This window comes from Micromonospora sp. HB375 (genome assembly GCF_017872985.1).
In the GTDB taxonomy this organism is placed as follows: domain Bacteria; phylum Actinomycetota; class Actinomycetes; order Mycobacteriales; family Micromonosporaceae; genus Micromonospora; species Micromonospora chalcea.
In genome coordinates this window covers 2,915,322-2,933,771 of the sequence record NZ_JAGGJO010000001.1, presented here as the reverse complement: position 1 = coordinate 2,933,771, position 18,450 = coordinate 2,915,322, and the positions used below count along the sequence as shown (strand labels likewise).

20 protein-coding genes are annotated in these 18,450 nt (G+C 72.2%); 3 read left to right on the top strand and 17 right to left on the bottom strand.

The genetic code is table 11. The annotated features are described in order from the left end of the window. Nucleotides 1–7: 7 nt before the first annotated feature. The 14 genes from J3R08_RS13575 to J3R08_RS13510 are packed head-to-tail and all read right to left on the bottom strand — an operon-like array spanning nucleotide 8 to nucleotide 12,430. Nucleotides 8–787, bottom strand: coding sequence for an electron transfer flavoprotein subunit beta/FixA family protein (locus J3R08_RS13575; protein WP_209960305.1), 780 nt, complete (start codon nucleotides 785–787; stop codon nucleotides 8–10). An 8-nt stretch (nucleotides 788–795) separates the two neighbouring features. After that, on the bottom strand, nucleotides 796–1,674 hold the full coding sequence (locus tag J3R08_RS13570; RefSeq protein WP_051611025.1) for an enoyl-CoA hydratase: 879 nt from the start codon (nucleotides 1,672–1,674) through the stop codon (nucleotides 796–798). A 47-nt stretch (nucleotides 1,675–1,721) separates the two neighbouring features. Continuing rightward, entirely contained in the window at nucleotides 1,722–2,738 is a 1,017-nt protein-coding gene (locus tag J3R08_RS32720) for an acyl-CoA dehydrogenase (RefSeq protein ID WP_209961439.1), read from the bottom strand. Between the two features lie 6 nt (nucleotides 2,739–2,744). Continuing rightward, nucleotides 2,745–3,884 carry an acyl-CoA dehydrogenase family protein gene (locus tag J3R08_RS13560; protein WP_209961437.1) on the bottom strand — a complete coding sequence of 380 codons (1,140 nt, stop codon included), beginning with the start codon at nucleotides 3,882–3,884 and terminating at the stop codon, nucleotides 2,745–2,747. Between the two features lies 1 nt (nucleotide 3,885). Next, the gene (locus J3R08_RS13555) at nucleotides 3,886–5,136 is read right to left on the bottom strand and encodes an acyl-CoA dehydrogenase family protein (RefSeq protein WP_209964200.1); all 1,251 of its coding nucleotides are present in this window, start codon (nucleotides 5,134–5,136) and stop codon (nucleotides 3,886–3,888) included. 29 nt (nucleotides 5,137–5,165) lie between these two features. Beyond that, nucleotides 5,166–6,140 (bottom strand): NADPH:quinone oxidoreductase family protein, encoded by a 975-nt coding sequence (locus tag J3R08_RS13550; RefSeq protein WP_187693301.1) that lies wholly within the window; start codon nucleotides 6,138–6,140, stop codon nucleotides 5,166–5,168. 12 nt (nucleotides 6,141–6,152) lie between these two features. Continuing rightward, nucleotides 6,153–6,941 carry an enoyl-CoA hydratase family protein gene (locus tag J3R08_RS13545; RefSeq protein ID WP_043324815.1) on the bottom strand — a complete coding sequence of 263 codons (789 nt, stop codon included), beginning with the start codon at nucleotides 6,939–6,941 and terminating at the stop codon, nucleotides 6,153–6,155. Next, nucleotides 6,938–7,447 carry a MaoC/PaaZ C-terminal domain-containing protein gene (locus J3R08_RS13540; protein WP_043324816.1) on the bottom strand — a complete coding sequence of 170 codons (510 nt, stop codon included), beginning with the start codon at nucleotides 7,445–7,447 and terminating at the stop codon, nucleotides 6,938–6,940. The genes J3R08_RS13545 and J3R08_RS13540 overlap by 4 nt, the downstream gene beginning before the upstream one ends. Further along, nucleotides 7,444–7,905 carry a MaoC family dehydratase N-terminal domain-containing protein gene (locus J3R08_RS13535; RefSeq protein ID WP_113974394.1) on the bottom strand — a complete coding sequence of 154 codons (462 nt, stop codon included), beginning with the start codon at nucleotides 7,903–7,905 and terminating at the stop codon, nucleotides 7,444–7,446. The genes J3R08_RS13540 and J3R08_RS13535 overlap by 4 nt, the downstream gene beginning before the upstream one ends. Before the next feature lie 60 nt (nucleotides 7,906–7,965). Then, nucleotides 7,966–8,763: an SDR family oxidoreductase gene (locus J3R08_RS13530; protein ID WP_064446329.1), complete on the bottom strand. Its 798-nt coding sequence runs from the start codon at nucleotides 8,761–8,763 to the stop codon at nucleotides 7,966–7,968. Continuing rightward, entirely contained in the window at nucleotides 8,756–9,631 is an 876-nt protein-coding gene (locus J3R08_RS13525; RefSeq protein ID WP_064446330.1) for an SDR family NAD(P)-dependent oxidoreductase, read from the bottom strand. The genes J3R08_RS13530 and J3R08_RS13525 overlap by 8 nt, the downstream gene beginning before the upstream one ends. A gap of 2 nt (nucleotides 9,632–9,633) precedes the next feature. Further along, a complete protein-coding gene (locus J3R08_RS13520) occupies nucleotides 9,634–10,731 on the bottom strand; it encodes a nitronate monooxygenase family protein (protein WP_051611028.1) in 1,098 nt (365 codons plus the stop codon). 14 nt (nucleotides 10,732–10,745) lie between these two features. Beyond that, the gene (locus tag J3R08_RS13515; RefSeq protein WP_205797172.1) at nucleotides 10,746–11,573 is read right to left on the bottom strand and encodes a CoA-transferase subunit beta; all 828 of its coding nucleotides are present in this window, start codon (nucleotides 11,571–11,573) and stop codon (nucleotides 10,746–10,748) included. Beyond that, nucleotides 11,570–12,430 (bottom strand): CoA transferase subunit A, encoded by an 861-nt coding sequence (locus J3R08_RS13510; protein ID WP_069090082.1) that lies wholly within the window; start codon nucleotides 12,428–12,430, stop codon nucleotides 11,570–11,572. The genes J3R08_RS13515 and J3R08_RS13510 overlap by 4 nt, the downstream gene beginning before the upstream one ends. A 171-nt stretch (nucleotides 12,431–12,601) precedes the next feature. On the opposite strand from J3R08_RS13510, the gene J3R08_RS13505 reads away from it, so the two are divergent. Beyond that, nucleotides 12,602–13,363, top strand: coding sequence for an enoyl-CoA hydratase/isomerase family protein (locus J3R08_RS13505; RefSeq protein WP_209961434.1), 762 nt, complete (start codon nucleotides 12,602–12,604; stop codon nucleotides 13,361–13,363). A 4-nt stretch (nucleotides 13,364–13,367) separates the two neighbouring features. Here J3R08_RS13505 and J3R08_RS13500 read toward each other — a convergent pair whose 3' ends face one another. Together J3R08_RS13500 and J3R08_RS13495 are read right to left on the bottom strand one after the other, a co-directional pair. Further along, complete coding sequence (locus J3R08_RS13500; protein WP_209961432.1) at nucleotides 13,368–14,183, bottom strand: sugar phosphate isomerase/epimerase; 816 nt, start codon at nucleotides 14,181–14,183, stop codon at nucleotides 13,368–13,370. A gap of 82 nt (nucleotides 14,184–14,265) precedes the next feature. Beyond that, complete coding sequence (locus tag J3R08_RS13495) at nucleotides 14,266–15,198, bottom strand: SDR family NAD(P)-dependent oxidoreductase (RefSeq protein WP_209961429.1); 933 nt, start codon at nucleotides 15,196–15,198, stop codon at nucleotides 14,266–14,268. 193 nt (nucleotides 15,199–15,391) lie between these two features. Between J3R08_RS13495 and J3R08_RS13490 the strand changes: the two genes are divergently transcribed. Then, nucleotides 15,392–15,979 (top strand): TetR/AcrR family transcriptional regulator, encoded by a 588-nt coding sequence (locus J3R08_RS13490; RefSeq protein ID WP_043324821.1) that lies wholly within the window; start codon nucleotides 15,392–15,394, stop codon nucleotides 15,977–15,979. 55 nt (nucleotides 15,980–16,034) lie between these two features. Further along, nucleotides 16,035–17,111 (top strand): phosphotransferase family protein, encoded by a 1,077-nt coding sequence (locus J3R08_RS13485; protein ID WP_209961427.1) that lies wholly within the window; start codon nucleotides 16,035–16,037, stop codon nucleotides 17,109–17,111. Between the two features lie 84 nt (nucleotides 17,112–17,195). On the opposite strand, the gene J3R08_RS13480 is transcribed toward J3R08_RS13485, so the two are convergent. Next, nucleotides 17,196–18,416, bottom strand: coding sequence for an acetyl-CoA C-acetyltransferase (locus J3R08_RS13480; RefSeq protein WP_064446335.1), 1,221 nt, complete (start codon nucleotides 18,414–18,416; stop codon nucleotides 17,196–17,198). Between the last annotated feature and the right edge of the window lie 34 nt (nucleotides 18,417–18,450).

Here is an 18,450-nt window from a genome sequence, read left to right as displayed (position 1 = left end):
CGACCTCTCACACGAACTTCTCGGTGGCGAGGAACTCGACCAGCTTCACGCCGCCGTCGCCCTCGTCGGTGATCTTCTCGCCGCCGGAGCGCGGCGGGCGCTTGGAGTGCTCCACCACCGCGCTGGTGGCGCCGTCGAAGCCCACCTCCGCCGGGGCCACGCCCACATCGGCCAGGGAGAGCGTCTGCACCGGCTTCTTCTTCGCCGCCATGATGCCCTTGAACGACGGGTACCGCGGCTCGTTGATCGTGTCCCACACGGAGACCACAGCCGGGGTCGAGGCGGTCACCACCTCGTAGCCCTCCTCGGTCTGCCGCTCCACCGTCAGCGTCGAGCCGTCCACGGTCAGCTTCCGCGCGCCGGTCAGGGCGGCCACACCCAGCCGCTCGGCGATCATGTGCGGCATCACCTGCACCCGCCCGTCGGTCGACTCCGCACCGCACAGGACCAGGTCGGCGTTCAACTGCCCGAGCGCGGCGGCGAGGACCTTCGAGGTGGCCACCGCGCAGGAGCCGTGCAGGGCGTCATCGACGACGTGGACGGCCTTGTCCGGGCCCATGGACAGCGCCTTACGGATCGACTCGGTCGCCCGGTCCGGACCCATCGTCAGGATGGTGACCTCACCACCATGCGCTTCCTTGATCTTCAACGCCTCTTCGATGGCGTACTCGTCCATCTCATTGATCACGTTGTTCGCCGAACCGCGGTCGACGGTGTTGTCGTCAGAACGCAGGCTGCGGTCCGCGCCCGAATCAGGCACCTGCTTGACGAGTACGACGATATTCATCGCTTCGATCACCCTTCCTGTCTCGCGGCGTCACGCATACTCCGGGCGTCCTGGCCACCGAGGGAGTCACTGCCCACCTCGGCATTGTGCGCGTGCGCGACGTGGTGCAGCCCGAACACCGAATCCATTCCGTCCCGCAGGCCCATGAGGTCCTCGGCCTGGTTGACCGCCTTCTTAGTCAGCGCGAGACCCAGACGCGGCATCTGCGCGATCCGTGCGGCGAGCCCCATGACCTCCGCCTCGAGCTCGTCTCTGGCGACCACCCGGTTGACCATGCCCAGCTCGGCGGCGCGCGCCGCCGGCATCCGGTCGCCGGTGAAGAGGAACTCCTTGGCGAAGCGCGGACCCATCACCCACGGATGGGCGAAGTACTCGACGCCGGGGATCCCCATGCGGACGACCGGATCGGCGAAGAACGCGTCGTCCGAGGCGACGATCAGGTCGCACGACCAGGCGAGCATGAGGCCCCCGGCGATGCACGCTCCCTGCACCATCGCGATCATCGGCTTGGGCAGCTCACGCCAGCGACGGCACATCCCGAGGTACACCTCGGACTCCCGGGCGAACCGGCTGTCGGCCCCGGCCTTGCCCACATGGTCCCACCACAGTCCGGCCCGCCGGTCGAACGACGAGTCGATGTCCCGGCCCGGCGTACCGATGTCGTGGCCGGCCGAGAAGTGCTTCCCCGCGCCCGCCAGGACGATGACCTTCACCTCGTCGTCCGCGGCCGCGCGGTAGAACGCGTCGTCGAGCGCGTAGGTCATCGCCGAGTTCTGCGCGTTGCGGTACTCCGGCCGGTTCATCGTCACGACGGCCACCGGCCCCCGCGTCTCGTACCGGACGACCTCCGCCGCCGCCTGCGGGTCCACGCCGCTGGTCTCGCTCATCTGGATCTCCTTCTCACGAGTCGGTGTACGTCGTGCGGGGCCGGCGGTCAGGACGCGGGGCGCACGCCGGTCAGGCCGACACCGAGGTCGTCCAGCAGAGCCGCCCGGTGCCAGGCGGCGTTGCCCCACGACGACTCCAGAGCCCACGACCGCTTGAGGAACAGGTGCAGGTCGTACTCGGTCGTGTAACCGATCGCGCCGTGGCACTGCAGGGCGGCCCGGCCCACGACGTGCGCCGCCTCGGACGCCAGCGCCTTGGCCGTCGCCAGGGAACGCAGCCGGCCCGGAAGGCCCGCGGCCACCTCGAACCCGGCCGTCGCCACCACCGGTACGGCGAACTCCAGGTGCAGCAGCGCCGTGGCGAGGTGGTGCTTGACCGCCTGGAAGCTGCCGATCGGCACCCCGAACTGCTCCCGGGTGCGGACGTGCTCGACAGTGAGGTCGAGCATCCGCCGGGACAGCCCGATGAGCTCGGCCGAGGTCGCCAGCACCCCGCGCTCCCAGGCCAGCCGCACCACCTGCGGGTCGTCCACCGCCGCCACGAGCCGCGCGCCTGCGTACCCGGTCAGGTCCAGCGCGACGTCCACCGACGGCGACGTCGAGACCGCCGCGTCGGACACCTCGAGAATCTCGATGCGCCCCGTCCCACCGAAGCCGCCACGCAGCACCAGGTCGACACCGGAACCGAACGCGACATGCCCGGTCTCCGCAGGGTCGACGCCGACCGTGAGGCCCCCGTCGACGAGCTTCGCCAGCAGGTCCGGAGCGCCCGCGGCGAGCACCGCCGGGGCGACCGCGAGGGTCGCCGTGAGCGGCAGCGGCGCGGCGGCGTACCCGATCTGCGCGAAGACCGACACGAGGTGGTTCTCGTCCAGGCCCAGCCCGCCGTCGTCCTCGGCCACGAGCAGCCCCGCAACGCCGAGACCGGCCAGGCTCTCGGCCAGTGCGGCCACCTGCGCCGATCCGGCTCCGGCGCGTACCGTCTGCGGCGGGCACCGGTCGGTGAGCACCTGACGGACGACCGCCTCCAGCTCCCGCTGCTCGTCACTCGGAGCGAAACGCACGCCTGATCACCTCCTCGGCAGACCGAGCAGGCGCTCGGCGATGATGTTGCGCTGGATCTCGTTGGTGCCCGCGTAGATCGGGCCCGACAGCGAGAACTGGTAGCCGCGGGTCCACGGGCCGTCCACGAGCGCGTCCGGGCCGAGCAGTTCCAGCGCCGTCTCGTGCAACGCGATGTCCAGCTCGGACCAGAAGACCTTGTTGAGGCTCGAACGTGCGCCGGCCGGACGACCCTCGACGATGTCGGTGACCTGAGCCAGCGTGAACTGCTGGTAGGCGTGCGCCTGCATCCACGAGCGCGCCACCCGGTCGCGGAGCAGGTCGGTCGCCGCTTCGCCCCGCTCGCCCGCGAGCGCCACGAGCGCGGCTGCCGCCTTGAGGAAACGCCCCGGTGAGCGCAGCGTCAGTCCCCGCTCCGAGCCGGTCGTCGACATCGCGACCGACCAGCCCTGGTCGACGCCGCCGAGGACCGCCGAGTCCGGTACGAACGCGTCCTCGAAGAACACGTCGGCGAAGCCCTCGTCACCGTCGAGCCGGTCGAACCCGCGCACCGTCACGCCCGGGGTGTCCAACGGCACGAGGAAGTACGTCAGTCCGCGGTGCCGCTGCGCCTGCGGGTCGGTACGGAACAGCCCGAACAGGTGGGTGCAGAACGCGCCCCGGGTCGACCAGGTCTTCTGCCCGCTCAGGCGCCACCCGCCGGCCTGCTCGTCCCGCACCGCCCGGGACGTGATCCCCGCCAGGTCGCTGCCCGCGCCCGGCTCGGACCAGCCCTGGGCCCACAGGTCCTGCGCCGCCGCCATCCGCGGCAGCAGCTCGTCCTGCTGCTGCTTGGTGCCGAACTCGAAGATCGTCGGGGCCAGCAGGAAGATGCCGTTCTGCGTCACCCGCTGCGGCGCGCCGGCCCGGTAGTACTCCTCCTCGAAGATGAGCCACTGCCAGATCGAGGCCTCGCGGCCGCCGTACTCCTGCGGCCACGACACGACCGACCACCGGTCCGCGTGCAGTGCCCGCTCCCACTCCAGGTGGGCGGCGAAGCCCGCCGCGGTGTCCCCGGAGGGCAGCGGCTGCCGCGGTACGTTCGCGGCGAGCCAGTCGCGGGCCTCCGCACGGAACTGCTCGTCCTGCTCCGACCAGGTCAGATCCATCTCAGTCCCGTCCCGTCCCGGCGGAAACCGTCGTCGGCGTGTCGCGGTAGCGACGCAGTTGCGTACGCGCCACCGTGCGCAGGTGCACCTCGTCCGGGCCGTCGGCGATGCCGAGGATGCGGGCGCTCGCCCACATCCGGGCGATCGGGAAGTCGTCGGTGACCCCACCGCCGCCGTGCGCCTGGATCGAACGGTCCAGCACGTTGCGGGCGACCCGGGGCGCGACGACCTTGATCGCGGCGATCTCGGTCGCGGCGCCCTGGATCCCGACCTGGTCGATGAGCCACGCCGCCTTGAGCACGAGCAGGCGCGCCTGCTCGATCTCCATGCGGGACTCGGCGATCCAGTTCCGCACCACGCCCTGGTCGGAGATCGGACCGCCGAACGCCTCGCGGGCCGTCGTCCGGCGCACCATCAGCTCGAGGCCCCGCTCGGCCATGCCGACGCAGCGCATCGCGTGGTGGATGCGGCCCGGGCCGAGGCGGGCCTGGGCGATGGCGAAACCCTCGCCCTCGGCGCCGAGCAGGTTCGTCACCGGCACCCGCACGTCGTCGAACCGGATCTCGCAGTGGCCGTGCTGGTCGTGGTAACCGAAGATCGGCAGCGAGCGCAGAATCGTCACCCCGGGGGTGTCGACCGGTACGAGGATCATGGACTGCTGCCGGTAGACGGCCGCCTCCGGGTCCGTCTTGCCCATCAGCACGAGGATGGCGCAGCGCGGGTCCGCGGCCCCGGTCGTCCACCACTTGCGTCCGTTGATGACGTACTCGTCGCCGTCACGCACGATCGAGGTGGCGATGTTGCGCGCGTCGGAGGAGGCCACGTCCGGCTCGGTCATCGAGAAGCCGGAGCGCATCGTGCCGTCGAGCAACGGGGCGAGCCACCGCTGCTTCTGCTCGGGCGTGCCGAACATGTGCAGCAGCTCCATGTTGCCGGTGTCCGGCGCGGCACAGTTCATCGCCTCGGGGGCCAGGTAGGGCGAGCGTCCGGTCTCCTCGGCCAGGTAGGCGTACTCGACGTTGGTGAGGCCGGACAGGTCGGGCAGGAAGAGGTTCCACAGCCCCAGCGTGCGCGCCGTCGCCTTCAGCTCCTCGACGACCGGCGGCAGGACGTGGGACACCCCGCCGTTCTCGCGGGCCGCGGCGGCGAGCTGGGCGGCGTACACCTTCTCGGCGGGGTAGACGTGCTCGGTCATGAACGTGCGCAACGTCGCGAGCAGTTCGCTCGCGCGCGGGCCGGGGCCGAGGTCCATCCGGGTCAGGTCGGTCGCGTCAGCCACCGTCACTCCTTGCCTGTGCTCGTGCGGAGGGCGATCTTGCCGCGAGCGCCACGGTTCAGCACCGTGCCGAGCGCGCGGGCGGCCTCCTCCAGCGGGAAGACCTCGCTGACGTGCGGCCTCAGCCGGCCGGCGGCGATCCACTCCAGCACCGTCGTCATGTTGGCGGCGTTCGCCGCCGGGTCACGCCTTGCCCAGGCACCCCAGAGGACCCCCAGCACCGCGCCCTCGGTGAGCAGCAGCCGGTTCAGCTTGACCTGCGGGATCGTGCCCGCCGCGTAGCCGACGGTGAGGAACCTCCCGGCCCACGCGAGGGCGCGCAGCGCCGCGGTGGCGGCGTCGCCACCGACGGGGTCGTAGACGACGTCGGCGCCGGCGTCGCCGGTCAGCGCGCGCACCGTCGCTGTCAGGTCGTCGTAGCCGATGGCGTGGTCGGCGCCGTGCGTCAGGCACAGCTCACGCTTGTCCTCGCTCGACGCGGCCGCGATCACCGTCGCGCCGAGGGCCTTGCCGATCTGCACGGCGGTGAGGCCGACGCCACCGGAGGCGCCGAGCACGAGCAGCGTCTCGCCGGCGGCGAGGCGGGCCCGGTCGACGAGGCCGTGGTAGGACGTGCCGTAGACCACGGGAATCGTGCTCGCCTCGACGAGGTCGACGCCGTCGGGCAACGGGTGGACCATGCGCGCGTCGACGAGCACCTGCGTGGCGTAGCCGCCGATGCCGCAGAAGCCGACGACGCGGGTGCCGACGGGCGGGCCGGTCACCCCGTCGCCGAGCGCCGCGACCGTGCCGGCGACCTCGCAGCCGGGCACGAACGGCAGCTCCGGCTTGGTCTGGTAGGTGCCGGCGACGATGAGGCCGTCGGGAAAGTTCACCCCGGCGCCGGCGACGTCGACGAGCACCTGCCCCGTTCCGGGCTGCGGCTGCGGCCCGTCGGTGACCGTGAGCACCTCGGGACCGCCGAGCTCGCGCACCACCATCGACCGCACGGCTCAGCCCTCGCTGCCCGGGCGCGCCGCCTTGTCGGTGCCGGCGAACTCGTCGCGGATCCGGTCGGCGACCCCGGTGAGGTTGAGCTCGAAGGTGAAGCCCTGCTCGAAGCGGTAGCTGCGGTTGACGTCCCACAGGTCGATGCCGTTGAGCGAGGCCTTGGCGGCGCGGATCACCGTGGGGTCCTTCTCGGCGATGCTGGTCGCGACGGCGAGCGCCGTCGCGCGCAACCGCTCCCGGGGTACGACGCTGTGCACCGAGCCGTACGCGTGCAGCTCCTGGGCGGTGGCGGTGGCCGAGGTGTAGACCATGGCGCGCATCCGGTGCTGGGGCACCATCCGGGACAGGTGGGTGGCCGCGCCGAGGGCGCCGCGGTCCACCTCGGGCAGGCCGAACGTGGCGTCGTCGGAGGCGACGATGACGTCGGAGTTGCCGACCAGGCCGATGCCGCCACCGAGGCAGAAGCCGTGGACGGCGGTGACGACCGGGACGGGGCACTCGTAGACGGCCTTGAACGCGGCGTAGCAGCCGCGGTTGGCGCCGAGCAGCGCGGTGAAGCCGTCGGTGTGCTGCATCTCCTTGATGTCGACGCCGGCGTTGAAGCCGCGGCCCTCGGCGCGCAGCAGCACGACCCGCACCGACTCGTCGGCGCCGGCGGCGTCGAGGGCGGCGGCGAGCGCGAACCAGCCGGCCACCGGCAGCGCGTTGACCGGCGGGTTGTCCACGACGATCTCGGCGATCCCGTCGGCGTGCACGGTCGTCGTCACCGACGGGTGGCTCGTGGGGTTCATCCCTGCTCCTCGGTGGTCTCGGGCCGCTCGCCGGCCTCGACGGCGACGTCGAGGGGCAGCACGAATGTCGCCCACGCGGTGACGGCCTTGTCGCCGCTCTGCCGCCGGCAGGTCAGCTCGACGTCGACGCGGCCCTCACGGCCGTCCTCGCTTTCGAGCACGTAGGTGCGCAGCGGAACGCCGTCGAGGGTGAGGACGTCGCCGGGCCACACCTGGGCCAGGAACCGGATGCGGAAGTCCCGCACGTTGGGGCCGCCGAGCCAGTCGGTGGCGTAGGTGCCGAGCAGGCTGGCCTGCCACATGCCCACCGAGAAGGGGCTGGGGAACCCGGCCGCCTTGGCGAAGACCTCGTCGTGGTGGATCGGGTTCATGTCGCCCGAGGCGCCCTGGTAGCGGACGAAGTCGGTGCGGGTCACCGGGCCGTACGTGCGCGCCGGAGGGGTCGCCGGGACGGGCAGGGCGACCTCTGTCGTACGGGGACCGGCGGTGGCCGTCGTGTCGCTCATGCGGACGCTCCGTCCCCGGTGGCCGGCGGGCGGGCCGTCTCGACACCGGTGAGCTTGGCGCGGGCGACGAGACGCCCGGTCTCGTCGTGGAAGTCGGTGTACATCACGGCGAACGTCATCTCCCCGCCGCGACGCCCCACCTTGGTGTAGATCTCGCCGATGCGCGACTGGCAGGTGAGCCGGGTGCCGGCGCGGGGCGGCTCGCCGAAGAAGGTGTACTGCTGCTCGGCGTGCAGGCCGCGCTGCTGGTCGAGCTCGACCGCGGACCACGGGTTGGAGTCCTCGCCCTGCCAGAAGAACGTCGTGGTGAGGAACGTCGGCTGCACGACCGGGTTCTCCTCCCGCAGGTAGTCCGCGTCAGCCGCTCCGGTGGCCAGCGCGAACTCGCGGATCTTGCCGCGTTCGACGTCGAGCCGGAAGGGGGCGCCGGTGACGCCCTGCGCGTCGGGGTTGGCCACGACGTGCTCCTTTCGTTGGTCCGCTGCGAGCCGGCACGGTCGCCGGCGCGCAGCGGGTGGTCACGGGTGCTGGCTCGAGACGGACACGACCTCGCCGGTCATGTACGACGAGTAGTCACTGGCAAGGAAGACGATCACGTTGGCGATCTCCCACGGCGTCGCGGCCCGGCCGAACGCCTCCTGGGCCGAGAGCTGGGCGAGCAGCTCGTCGCTGGTCACCTTGGCCAGATGGGCGTGCATCGCGATGCTCGGGGACACCGCGTTGACCCGGATGCCGTGCTCGGCGACGTCGAGGGCCGCGCAGCGGGTCAGCGCCATGACTCCGGCCTTGGCCGCGGCGTAGTGCGCCTGCCCCTTCTGGGCGCGCCAGCCGATGACGGAGGCGTTGTTCACGATGACCCCCCTGCCCGCCGGGATCATGTGCCGCAGCACCGACCGGGTCGCCTTGAACGTCGAGGTCAGGGTCACCGACAGGACGGAATCCCACTGTTCGTCGGTCATGTCCTGCACCGCCGCGGTGCCGCCGAGGCCGGCGTTGTTGACGAGCACGTCGATGCCGCCGAACTCGGCGGCGACGGTGTCCATGAGGTGGTCGAGCTGGGCCTGGTCGGTGACGTCGCAGGGCACCGCGAGCGGCCGGGTCCCGGTGAGGCGCTCGATCTCGTCGGCCGACGCGGCGAGGCGGCGCTCATGGCGGTCGCTGACGGCGACACGCGCGCCTTCCTCCGCGGCGCGGCGCGCCGTGGCGAAGCCGATGCCGGTGCCGGCCGCGGCGGTGACGAGCACCGAACGCCCGGAGAGCAGCCCGTGGGCCGGGCCGGCCCAGTCGGCGACGTCGGTGTGACCGGTGTCAGACACGGGCGGCCATCTCCTTCGCGATCTCCTCGACGGTCCAGCGGGCACCCTTGTCGATCGTCCAGTCGTAACTCCACGGCGCGCAGCGGCGGATCTCGCCGCCCTTGGCGTAGTACACCTCGCCGGTCACCGGCACGTCGGCGGTGAGCAGCCAGGCGACGAGCGGGGAGACGTTGCCCGGGTGGTAGACGTCGAACACGGCGGGGTCGGCCGGGGCGGCGACCATCTCGCCGATGCCGGGCAGGTCCTGGGTCATCCGGGTACGCGCGACCGGGACGATCGCGTTGACGCGTACGCCGTAGCGGCTGATCTCCTGGGCGAGAATGACGGTGAGGGCGGCGATGCCGGCCTTGCCCGCGCCGTAGTTCGTCTGCCCGACGGCGCCGATGATGCCCGAGGTCGACGAGACGTTGACGATCGAGGCGACCGGCTGGTTGCCGGCCTTGGACTCGGTGCGCCAGTGGTCGGCGAACACCCGGCACGGCGCGAACGTCGCGCGGAGCTGGCCACGGATGACCGCGTCCCAGTCGTCCTCGCTCATGTTGACGAACATCCGGTCCCGCAGGATGCCGGCGTTGTTGACGAGGCCGTCGACGCGTCCGTAGGTGTCGCGGGCGAGCGCGAGCAGCTCGCGGGCGCCCTCGGTGGTGGCGACGTCCGCGGTGCTGGCCACGGCCCGCCCGCCGGCGTTCGTGATCTCGGCGGCGACGGCCTCGACGACAGAGGGGTCGCTGCCGGTGCCGTCGGCGGCGGCGCCGGTGTCGGCGACGACGACCGAGGCGCCTTCGGCGGCGGCGAGCAGGGCGTGCTCACGGCCGAGGCCGCGGCCGGCACCGGTGACGACGACGACGCGTCCCTGCAGTGCTCCCATGACTACTCCTCCTTGTGCCCGGCCGGGGTCGACGCGACCGGCGCGGGCACGCCGAGCCGGTCGAGGGTCCGGGTGGCCTCGTCGATGATGCGGTCGATGAGCTCGGCGACGCTCGGTACGTCGTCGATCAGTCCGACGACCTGGCCGGTGGCCATGACGCCGAGGTCGGTCCTGCCCTCCAGCAGGGCCGACCGGTAGAGCATCGGAGCGTTTGCCGCCATGACGACCTGGCTCCACGTCAGGTCGTGGGCCTTGCGCATGGCCAGGCCCTCGCGGACCATGTCGCCCCACGGCGTGCCGGACAGCTTCTGGAAGGCGAAGGCGTTGCGTACGGCCCGCAGCAGCCGGCCGGCGGCGGAGGTGCGTTCCAGCTCGTCAATCGTGCCGGCGCGCAGCACGCGCTGCGGCACGCCGTCGACCTGCAGGGTCAGCACGGTGTCGTTGACCGTCTTGGACAGGTAGACGTCCTTCACCGACGGCTGGACCGGCGAGTCGCTGGTGAGCAGGAAGCGGGTGCCCATGGCGACGCCCTCGGCGCCGTAGGCGAGCGCGGCGACGAGGCCGCGGCCGTCGAAGAAGCCGCCGGCCCCGATGACCGGGATGTCGACGGCGTCGACGACCTGGGGCAGCAGCAGGCTGGTGGGCACCCCGCCGGTGTGGCCGCCGCCCTCACCACCCTGCACGATGACGGCGTCGGCGCCCCACGCGGCGACCTTCTCGGCGTGGCGGCGCGCGCCGATCGACGGTACGACGACGAGGCCGGCGTCCTTGCACCTGGCGATGAGTTCCTGCTTGGGGGCCAGCGCGAAGGACGCGACCTTGACGCCGGCCGAGATGAGCAGGTCGATGCGCTTGACGACGTCCGGCTGGTCGGCACGGATGTTGACGCCGAACGGCGCGTCCGTGCCGGCCTGGATCTGCTCGACGGCCTCCACGAGCTCGTCGTAGGAGAGCAGGCCGGCCGCGAGGATGCCCAGTCCACCGGCGTTGGCCGTCGCGGTGGTCAGGCGTACGTCGGAGACGTAGCCCATGCCGGTCTGGACGATCGGGTACCGCACCCCGAACAGGTCGGTCGCCCGGGTACGCAGCGTCGGGTGCATCCCGCGGCCCTGACTCATGCCGGGATCTCGCGGTCGCGCAGCGAGCGGGGGTCGATGACCTCGCGGATGAGGCGCAGCTCCTCGGCGCTCGGCTCGCGGGTGGCCGGGACCTCGCCCTCGACGTGCACGGCACAGCCGGTGGCGGCGTGGAACTCGTCGAGCGTGACGCCGGGGTGCAGGCTGAGCAGCCGCATCGTGCCGTCGGGGCCACCGAAGTCGAGGACCGCGAGGTTGGTGACGACGCGCCGCAGCTCGTGGTGCGCGATCGCGGCCGGGCCGGCGGCCCGGGCGCTGTCGGTGCCGACGCCGGAGATCATGTCGACGGTCCGGACGAAGCTGCGCGTGGAGTGGTTGGGCACCCAGTAGCTGGTCGGGTGGTAGATGCTGTTGCCGGGGGCGCCGCGTACGCCGAGCAGCTGGACCTTGGGCCGGGTGTAGTCGCCGATGGCCGAGATGTTGGTGTTGCCGTGCCCGTCGATCTGGACCGGGATCATCATGACGTGCCGCTTGCCGTGCCAGACGAGGTCGAAGATGGTGCGGAACGGGCTCCAGCCCTCGATGACGACGCCCTCGGTGGCGTGCGGGTCCGCGCCGATCTCCCAGGAGCCGGAGACGAAGTGGGCCTCGCCGTCGGTGAGCAGCAGGTCGGGGGCGACGGTGAGCCGGGCGAGGCGGACGCCGATGGCCGGGATCGTGCCGAAGGCGCTGGCGATGGACTCACCGTCGCCGGCGAACGTGTCCGCCACGGCGACCGCGCAGTACTCGGCGCGGGTCACCGGCGCGTCGGCGGTGGTGGCGCTGCCCGTGGGCTGGTCCACGGACTCGGTGGCGGCGCTGCTCATGCGACCTCCTCGGCTCGGGCGGCGACGGCCGCCTGGTAGTCATCTTCGGTACCGGACAGGTACCGCTGCTCGAACTTGGCCCAGGCCTGCGGGTCGCCGGCGGCCTTGACGTACTCACGCTGAAAGGCCTCGTCGCGCTCGTAGTCGGGGGCGCAGGAGGTGAAGTGCGCGCCGTTCGGGGTCTCGACGACACCGGCGACGAGCTGGCGATTGATCTTGATGGTCGCCGAGTGCCCGGCGGCGCTCAGCTCAGCCGTGGGCACGATCCGCTCGCAGGACATGAAGGCCTGGTCGGCGGCGAGGCAGTAGAGGTCGTCGAAGTACGGGTCGGGCCCGAGGAACTGGCCGTTGCCCTGGGCGTCGGCGCGGTTCATGTGCACGAGGGCCGCGTCGAGGCGCAGCGGCGGCATCGCCACGAGCTGCTCGGTGCCGTACGGGTCCTGGACGAGCTTGAGGTCGGGGTTGTGCTTCAGGACGTCCGACCCGAGCCCGGCGCGGGTCGGCAGGAAGGGCAGGCGGATGCCGGCGGCGTACAGCCCCCACTGGAGCATGCCCTCGTCGTACTCGGCGACCTCGACGGCGCCGTTCTGCCGCGCGGCGCGGAAGTGCGGGTCGAGGGCGATGCTGTCGAGGGAGACGAAACCGAAGACGACCTTCCTGACCTTGCCGGCGGCGCAGAGCAGCCCGACGTCCGGCCCGCCGTAGCTGACCACGGTCAGGTCCTTGAGGTCGGAACGCAGGATCTCGCGCACGAGGGCCATGGGCTTGCGCCGTGAGCCCCAGCCCCCGATGCCGATGGTCATCCCGGATTCGAGCCGCGACACGACGTCGCGGGCGGTCAGAGTCTTGTCGGCCATGTGTCCCTCATCGTTGCGTCTGTCGAGCACTGCCCGAGCGGTGGTGAGCAGCGCGAAGGGCGAGTCGCGTGCCGGGCATCCACGGCCGGGTCGCCATGTAGCAAGCGCTTGGTTGGTACACTAACAGCCCCAGGGGAAGGGTCAAGACCCTGCGGCCAAGGAGGGCGGAAGATGGACACCGTGGTGCGCGAGCGCGTCGACGCGGTGGGAGTCGTCAGGATCAATCGGCCGCAGGTGCGCAACGCCCTCGATCCCGACACCCTCCTGGCGATGACCGACGCCCTGCTCCGGTACGACGCGGACCCGGGCGTACGCGCGATCGTGCTGACCGGCACCGGCGAGTTGTCCTTCAGCGCGGGGATGGACCTGCGCGCCGCGGCCGAGGGACGCCTGGTCGACGTGGCCCGCAGCCCGCTGACGCTGCTGCGCGGCGGCTACCGCAAGCCGGTCATCGCCGCGGTCAACGGGCCCGCCGTCGGCGGCGGCTTCGAACTCGCCCTCGCCTGCGACCTCGTCGTCGCGGCCGAGCACGCCTACTTCGCGCTGCCCGAGGTGGGGCGCGGCATCGCCGCCACCGAGGGCGGCACCGACCTGCCGCGTCGCCTGCCGGTCGCCGTGGCCCTGGAACTCGGACTGACCGCCGAACCGCTTGCCGCGACCCGGGCCCACGAGCTGGGGCTGGTCAATGCCGTGGTCCCGGCCGACGAGGTCCTGCCGCGCGCGTTGCAGCTGGGCGCCCGGATCGCGACCCACTCCCCCGCCGCGGTGCGGGCGACCAAGCGGCTCATGCACCTGAGCCTGGACCCCCGCGTGGGCGATCTCGCCGCGGTCAACCGGCTCGCGACCCTCGAACTGCTCGCCGGCCCGGACGCGGCCGAGGGCGCGGCCGCGTTCGTCGCCAAACGCGCGCCGCGATGGGCGGACGCGCCCTGAGCGCTCAGGGACGCGCCGCCGCGATCTGCGCACGCGTCCACGCGACCGAACGGGTCAGCGCCGGCTCGGCGCCCTCGGCCTCGACGGCCGGGCCGAGCAACTCGACGTCGACGACGCCGGTGTAGCCGGCCCGCAGCACGCTCGCCAGCAGACCGGCCATCGGCAGGTCGCCGTCCCCGGGCACCCACCGGTTCGGGAAGGTCGAGGTGCCGACCCGGAAGTCGGACACCTGCAGAATCTCGACCTGACCGACCCGGTCGCGGATCAGCTCCGTCAGGCCCCGCTCCTGCCAGCAGCAGTAGAGGTCGAGGCAGATGCCGATGCCGCAGAGGTCGGCCAGGGCGACGGCGTCGCGCGCGGTGTGGGTGAAGCTGAGGTCGCACTTGACCGGCAGCGTGTTCTCCACAGCGAGGCGTACCCGGTGTTCGCGGGCGGTGGCCACGACCGGAGCGATCCGCTCGGCGAACCGGCCGGCCGCCTCCTCCCACGTCAGGTGCGCCGACGGGCCCGAGGTGAGGTAGACGAGGTCGGCCCCGAGCCGTCCGGCGTCCACGACGCCCTGCTGCAACGCCGCGACCTGCTGCGCCCAGCCCGGCTCGTCGTCCGGGTGGGCGGTGAAGCTGTGCACGAGGTAGCCGAGCCGTACGTCGTGCCGGGCGAGCAGGTCACCGAGAGCGGCCACGCCAAAGGCGACGGCCTTGCTGCGCTGCAGTCCCACGAGGTCGGCACCGGTACGCCGGTACATCGCGACCTCCTCGGGCAGGGCCCAGGACATCGCGGCCATGCCGCTGACGCAGACCGGGTTGGTCGTGGCGGACATCGGGCTCCTGTCGGCTCGGCGGTCGTCCGGAGGGTCGGACGTCGGGTCGCTCTCGGACGTCGGGTCGGCCTCGGACGTCGGGTCAGTCGAGGTATTCGATGCGCGCCCGCCGCACCCCGAGGGGCGCCAGGTGCGGTCGCAGCCGCACCGTGACGGCCTCGGCGATGCGCTCCGGGGTCCACGCCGTGTCCCGCAGCACGGGCTCGGCGAGCGCCGGGTGGGTCGTCAGCATGAGTTCGGGACCGTAGGAGCGCAGCACCTGGCCGGTCAGTTCGGCGCTGAGGTCGGAGAGCAGGTAGAGCAGCAGCGGCACGTTGGCCTCGGGCGCGATGCCCGCGTTCTGCCCACTCGGTACGCCGCGGAACCGCTCGAGCACCTCGGCCATCCGGGTCTGGGCGTTCGGGGAGATCGCGTTGACGCGGATCCCGACGTCGGCGAGTTCGGCCGCCCAGGCGTAGGTGAGCGTGGCGATCGCGGCCTTCGTCGCCCCGTACACGGCCGTCTCGGCACGGCCCATCTGCTCGCCCGAGGTGACGTTGACCAGGACCCCGTGCCCCTGGATACGCATGGCCGCGATGGCGGCGTCGCCCCAGGCGACGGCGCCGAGCACGTTGACCTCGAGCATCCGGCGCACAGTGGCCTCGGACTCGGCGCCGGCGCGGGCCATGGCGAAGACGCCGGCGTTGTTGACGAGGCCGTCGAGCCTGCCGTGCTCGGCGAGGCAGTCACGCACGAGGTCGTGCGCGCTCGCCCAGTCCGCGACGTCGGCGACCCGGATCGAGCCCCGGCCGTCCGTCGTGGCGATCTGCCCGCTGAGCCGTTCGAGTCCGTCCGCGTCGACGTCGACCGCGACCACGTGGCCTCCGGCCGCGGCGATGCCGCGCGCGTACGCCGCCCCCAGCCCGCCGGCGGCGCCGGTGACGAGGACGACACGGCCGGCGAGCAGGCCGGCTGCCCGGTCGGGCCGGGCGGCGGGCGGATGCCCGGACGGGACGGCGGGAATCGGGTCGGGCATCGGGCAGCCCCTCTCGGCTGATCGGGATCCGCAGCGCGGGCTCCGGGCACCGAACGAGCGCTTGGTTGGCCGCCACCCTAGGCATTGCGAGCACCCCGGTCAAGGGAGGCTGGCTTTATCATGCTGAAGGCATCGAAGTGATATAAAGCAAGCGCTTGACCAACACATTGCTCGAGGAACCGGGAGCACCCATATGTCGACGACCCAGGACCGACGCTCGGTCATCCTCGACAACGCCGCCCACCTTTTCGCAGCCAAGGGAATCGATGCCACGACCGTCCGCGAGATCGCCGATTCGGTCGGGATCCTCTCCGGCAGCCTGTACCACCACTTCAAGTCCAAGGACGAGATGGTCAACGCGATCATCTCGGACTACCTGACCGACCTGACCTACCGCTACGGCGAAGTCCTGGCGTCCGAGGAGAAGCCGGCGACCCAGTTGCGCAAACTCGTCACCAGTTCGCTGGCCAACATCGAGGCCCACCCGCACGCGACCGAGATCTACCAGAACTCGAGCGGCTACCTGCCCAAGATCGAGGGCTACGAGCACATCCGCGAGGCGGCCGCCACGATCCAGCGGGCCTGGATCCAGGTGCTCGAGGCCGGTATCGCCACGGGCGACTTCCGCAACGACATCCCGGTACGCGTGCTGCACGGCATGCTGCGCGACGCGCTGTGGCTCTCGGTCCGCTGGTTCAAGCCGACCCCGTCGTACTCCATGGCGAACTTCGCCGACGACTTCGTCTCGGTGTTCCTCGACGGCATTCTCGCCCGCGACTGAGCGCGGACAAACCAAGCGCTTGCTAGGGTGGTGCCCGGAAGAGGAGGCGCCCCCCATGACGGCAGCAGGTCACGCCCGGACAGGTCCGGCCCCGATCGAGCCCACCCGGCACGCCGGGCTGCCCGCGGGCGTCGACGCCTGGCTCAGCCGCGCGGTGCCCGAGCTGCAGGGCAACCTCCGGCACGAGGTCATCGCCGGAGGGCGCTCCAACCTGACCTACCGGACCACCGACGCGGCCGGCCACGTCGTCGTGCTGCGCCGTCCACCACTCGGAAACCACCCGGCCACCGCACACGACGTCCTGCGCGAGGCGCGGATCCTGCGCGGTCTGCACGGCCACCTCCCGGCGCCCCGGGTGCTCGCCGTCGAGGAGACGGGCGAGGTGGCCGGCGCCCCTCTCGTCGTACTCGAGCACCTCGACGGCGTGATCCTGCGCAGCCCCGCCGATGTCGAGCGGCTCACCACCGAGGCCGACCGCGCGCTCATCGGCCCCACGCTCGTCGACGCTCTCGTGGCCCTGCACCGACTCGCCCCGGAGGTCATCGGACTGGGCGGCCTGGCCCGCCGCCGTGACTACCTCACCCGGCAACTCGGACGCTGGCACGAGAACTGGCAGCGGAGCAGGATCCGCGACCTGCCCGACCTGCAGACCGCGCACGAGCACCTGGTGGCCGCGGCGCCCGGGCAGTCCCGCTCGGGGATCGTGCACGGCGACTTCCGCCTGGACAACTGCATGCTCGACTCGCGATGGCGGGTCCAGGGCGTACTCGACTGGGAACTCACCACCGTCGGCGACCCGTTGGCCGACGTCGGCCAGTTGCTCGTCTACTGGGCGCAGGCCGGCGACACGGCCCGCGCGCTGCACGACCCGGCCACGGTCCGGCCCGGCTTCTCGACCCGGGACGAACTGCTCTCCCGGTACTGCCTCGCCACCGGCACCGACCCGGGGCGGATCGACTACTTCGTCGCCTACAACTGGTGGAAGACCGCGTGCATCCTCGAGGGCGTGTACACCAGGGTCACGCAGGGCGCGATGAGCGGCGGCGACCGCACCGCGGCCTCGTTCGCCGAGCAGGCGGCCGCCGTCGCCGGCCGGGCGGCGGCCCTCGCGGCGGCGCTGCCCCGGCACTGATCCGCCCGGCCGCACCCACTCGGCGTGGTGGCGTGAGCCGGGTGTCGACGTCCCCGGTTCGACCGGGGACGTCGACACACCCGCCTAGGAGAGCCGCTCGATGACCATCGCCATGCCCTGGCCACCGGCCGTGCACATGGTCTCGAGGCCGAACTGGCCGTCCCGCGCCCGCAGCCCGTTGATGAGCGTCGTCGTCATCCGCGCTCCGGTCTGACCGAACGGGTGGCCCAGGGCGATCGCGCCGCCGTGCACGTTGACCTGCTCGGGGTTGGCCTTGAGGTCCGAGATGGAGGGGACGACCTGAGCGGCGAACGCCTCGTTGAGCTCGACGAGATCGATGTCGGCCATCGAGAGCCCGGCCAGCGCGAGGGCCCGCCTCGACGCCTCGACCGGGCCGAGACCCATGATCTCCGGCGAGATCGCCGAGACACCGGTGGACAGGATCCGGGCCAGCGGCGTGACGCCGAGTTCGGCGGCCTTGCGGCTGGACATGATGATGAGGGCGGCCGCGCCGTCGTTGAGCGGGCAGCAGTTGCCCGCGGTCACCGTACCGTCGGGCCGGAAGGCCGGTTTGAGGCCGGACAGCGACTCGGCCGTCACTCCGGCGCGAGGGCTGTCGTCGGTGGCCACGACGGTGCCGTCGGCGAGGGTCACCGGCGTGATGTCGGTGGCGAAGAAGCCCGACTCGATCGCGGCCTGGGCCCGCTGCTGGCTCGTGGCGGCCCACTCGTCCTGCTCGGCGCGGCTCACACCGCGGTGGCTCGCGACGTTCTCGGCGGTCTCGCCCATCGCGATGTAGACGTCGGGCAGTTCATTCGCGTCGCGTGGGTCGGTCCACGGGCCGGCGCCACCCCGTCCGCGGGTGGCGGTGCGCTCCCCCGCCGCGGCGAAGATCGGGTTCTTCGTGTCCGGCATGCCGTCGGACTTGCCGGCGGCGAAGCGCGAGACGGCCTCGACCCCGGCGGAGACGAGCACGTCGGCCTCACCGGAGCGGATGGCGTGCAGCGCCATCCGGGTCGTCTGCAGGCTCGACGCGCAGTACCGCTGCACCGTCGTCCCGGGAACCCGGTCGAGCCCGAGTTCGACAGCGACGACGCGCGCGAGGCCCCAGCCCTGCTCGCCGGCCGGCTGCGCGCAGCCGAGCATGAGGTCGTCGATCTGGGTCGGGTCGAGCGCCGGCACCTGGGCCAGGGCCGCCTGGACCATCTGGGTGGCCAGGTCGTCGGCCCGCATCGAGGCCAACGACCCCTTGAAGGCCCGGCCGATCGGCGAGCGCGCCGCGGCGACGATGACTGCGTCCTGCATTGGTGTCCTCCGGTTCTCGGGCTGGCGCCCGTGA

What these genes read in the sequence shown, in the direction of transcription:
- J3R08_RS13545 (WP_043324815.1), bottom strand. Translation starts at nt 6,941, where the DNA reads ATGAACCCCACGAGCCACCCGTCGGTGACGACGACCGTGCACGCCGAC.
- J3R08_RS13525 (WP_064446330.1), bottom strand. Translation starts at nt 9,631, where the DNA reads ATGGGAGCACTGCAGGGACGCGTCGTCGTCGTCACCGGTGCCGGCCGC.
- J3R08_RS13550 (WP_187693301.1), bottom strand. Translation starts at nt 6,140, where the DNA reads ATGGTGGTGCGCGAGCTCGGCGGTCCCGAGGTGCTCACGGTCACCGAC.
- J3R08_RS13495 (WP_209961429.1), bottom strand. Translation starts at nt 15,198, where the DNA reads ATGCCCGACCCGATTCCCGCCGTCCCGTCCGGGCATCCGCCCGCCGCC.
- J3R08_RS13505 (WP_209961434.1), top strand. Translation starts at nt 12,602, where the DNA reads ATGGACACCGTGGTGCGCGAGCGCGTCGACGCGGTGGGAGTCGTCAGG.
- J3R08_RS13575 (WP_209960305.1), bottom strand. Translation starts at nt 787, where the DNA reads ATGAATATCGTCGTACTCGTCAAGCAGGTGCCTGATTCGGGCGCGGAC.
- J3R08_RS13555 (WP_209964200.1), bottom strand. Translation starts at nt 5,136, where the DNA reads ATGGACCTCGGCCCCGGCCCGCGCGCGAGCGAACTGCTCGCGACGTTG.
- J3R08_RS13490 (WP_043324821.1), top strand. Translation starts at nt 15,392, where the DNA reads ATGTCGACGACCCAGGACCGACGCTCGGTCATCCTCGACAACGCCGCC.
- J3R08_RS13570 (WP_051611025.1), bottom strand. Translation starts at nt 1,674, where the DNA reads ATGAGCGAGACCAGCGGCGTGGACCCGCAGGCGGCGGCGGAGGTCGTC.
- J3R08_RS13485 (WP_209961427.1), top strand. Translation starts at nt 16,035, where the DNA reads ATGACGGCAGCAGGTCACGCCCGGACAGGTCCGGCCCCGATCGAGCCC.
- J3R08_RS13520 (WP_051611028.1), bottom strand. Translation starts at nt 10,731, where the DNA reads ATGCACCCGACGCTGCGTACCCGGGCGACCGACCTGTTCGGGGTGCGG.
- J3R08_RS13500 (WP_209961432.1), bottom strand. Translation starts at nt 14,183, where the DNA reads ATGTCCGCCACGACCAACCCGGTCTGCGTCAGCGGCATGGCCGCGATG.
- J3R08_RS13510 (WP_069090082.1), bottom strand. Translation starts at nt 12,430, where the DNA reads ATGGCCGACAAGACTCTGACCGCCCGCGACGTCGTGTCGCGGCTCGAA.
- J3R08_RS13480 (WP_064446335.1), bottom strand. Translation starts at nt 18,416, where the DNA reads ATGCAGGACGCAGTCATCGTCGCCGCGGCGCGCTCGCCGATCGGCCGG.
- J3R08_RS13560 (WP_209961437.1), bottom strand. Translation starts at nt 3,884, where the DNA reads ATGGATCTGACCTGGTCGGAGCAGGACGAGCAGTTCCGTGCGGAGGCC.
- J3R08_RS13515 (WP_205797172.1), bottom strand. Translation starts at nt 11,573, where the DNA reads ATGAGCAGCGCCGCCACCGAGTCCGTGGACCAGCCCACGGGCAGCGCC.
- J3R08_RS13540 (WP_043324816.1), bottom strand. Translation starts at nt 7,447, where the DNA reads ATGAGCGACACGACGGCCACCGCCGGTCCCCGTACGACAGAGGTCGCC.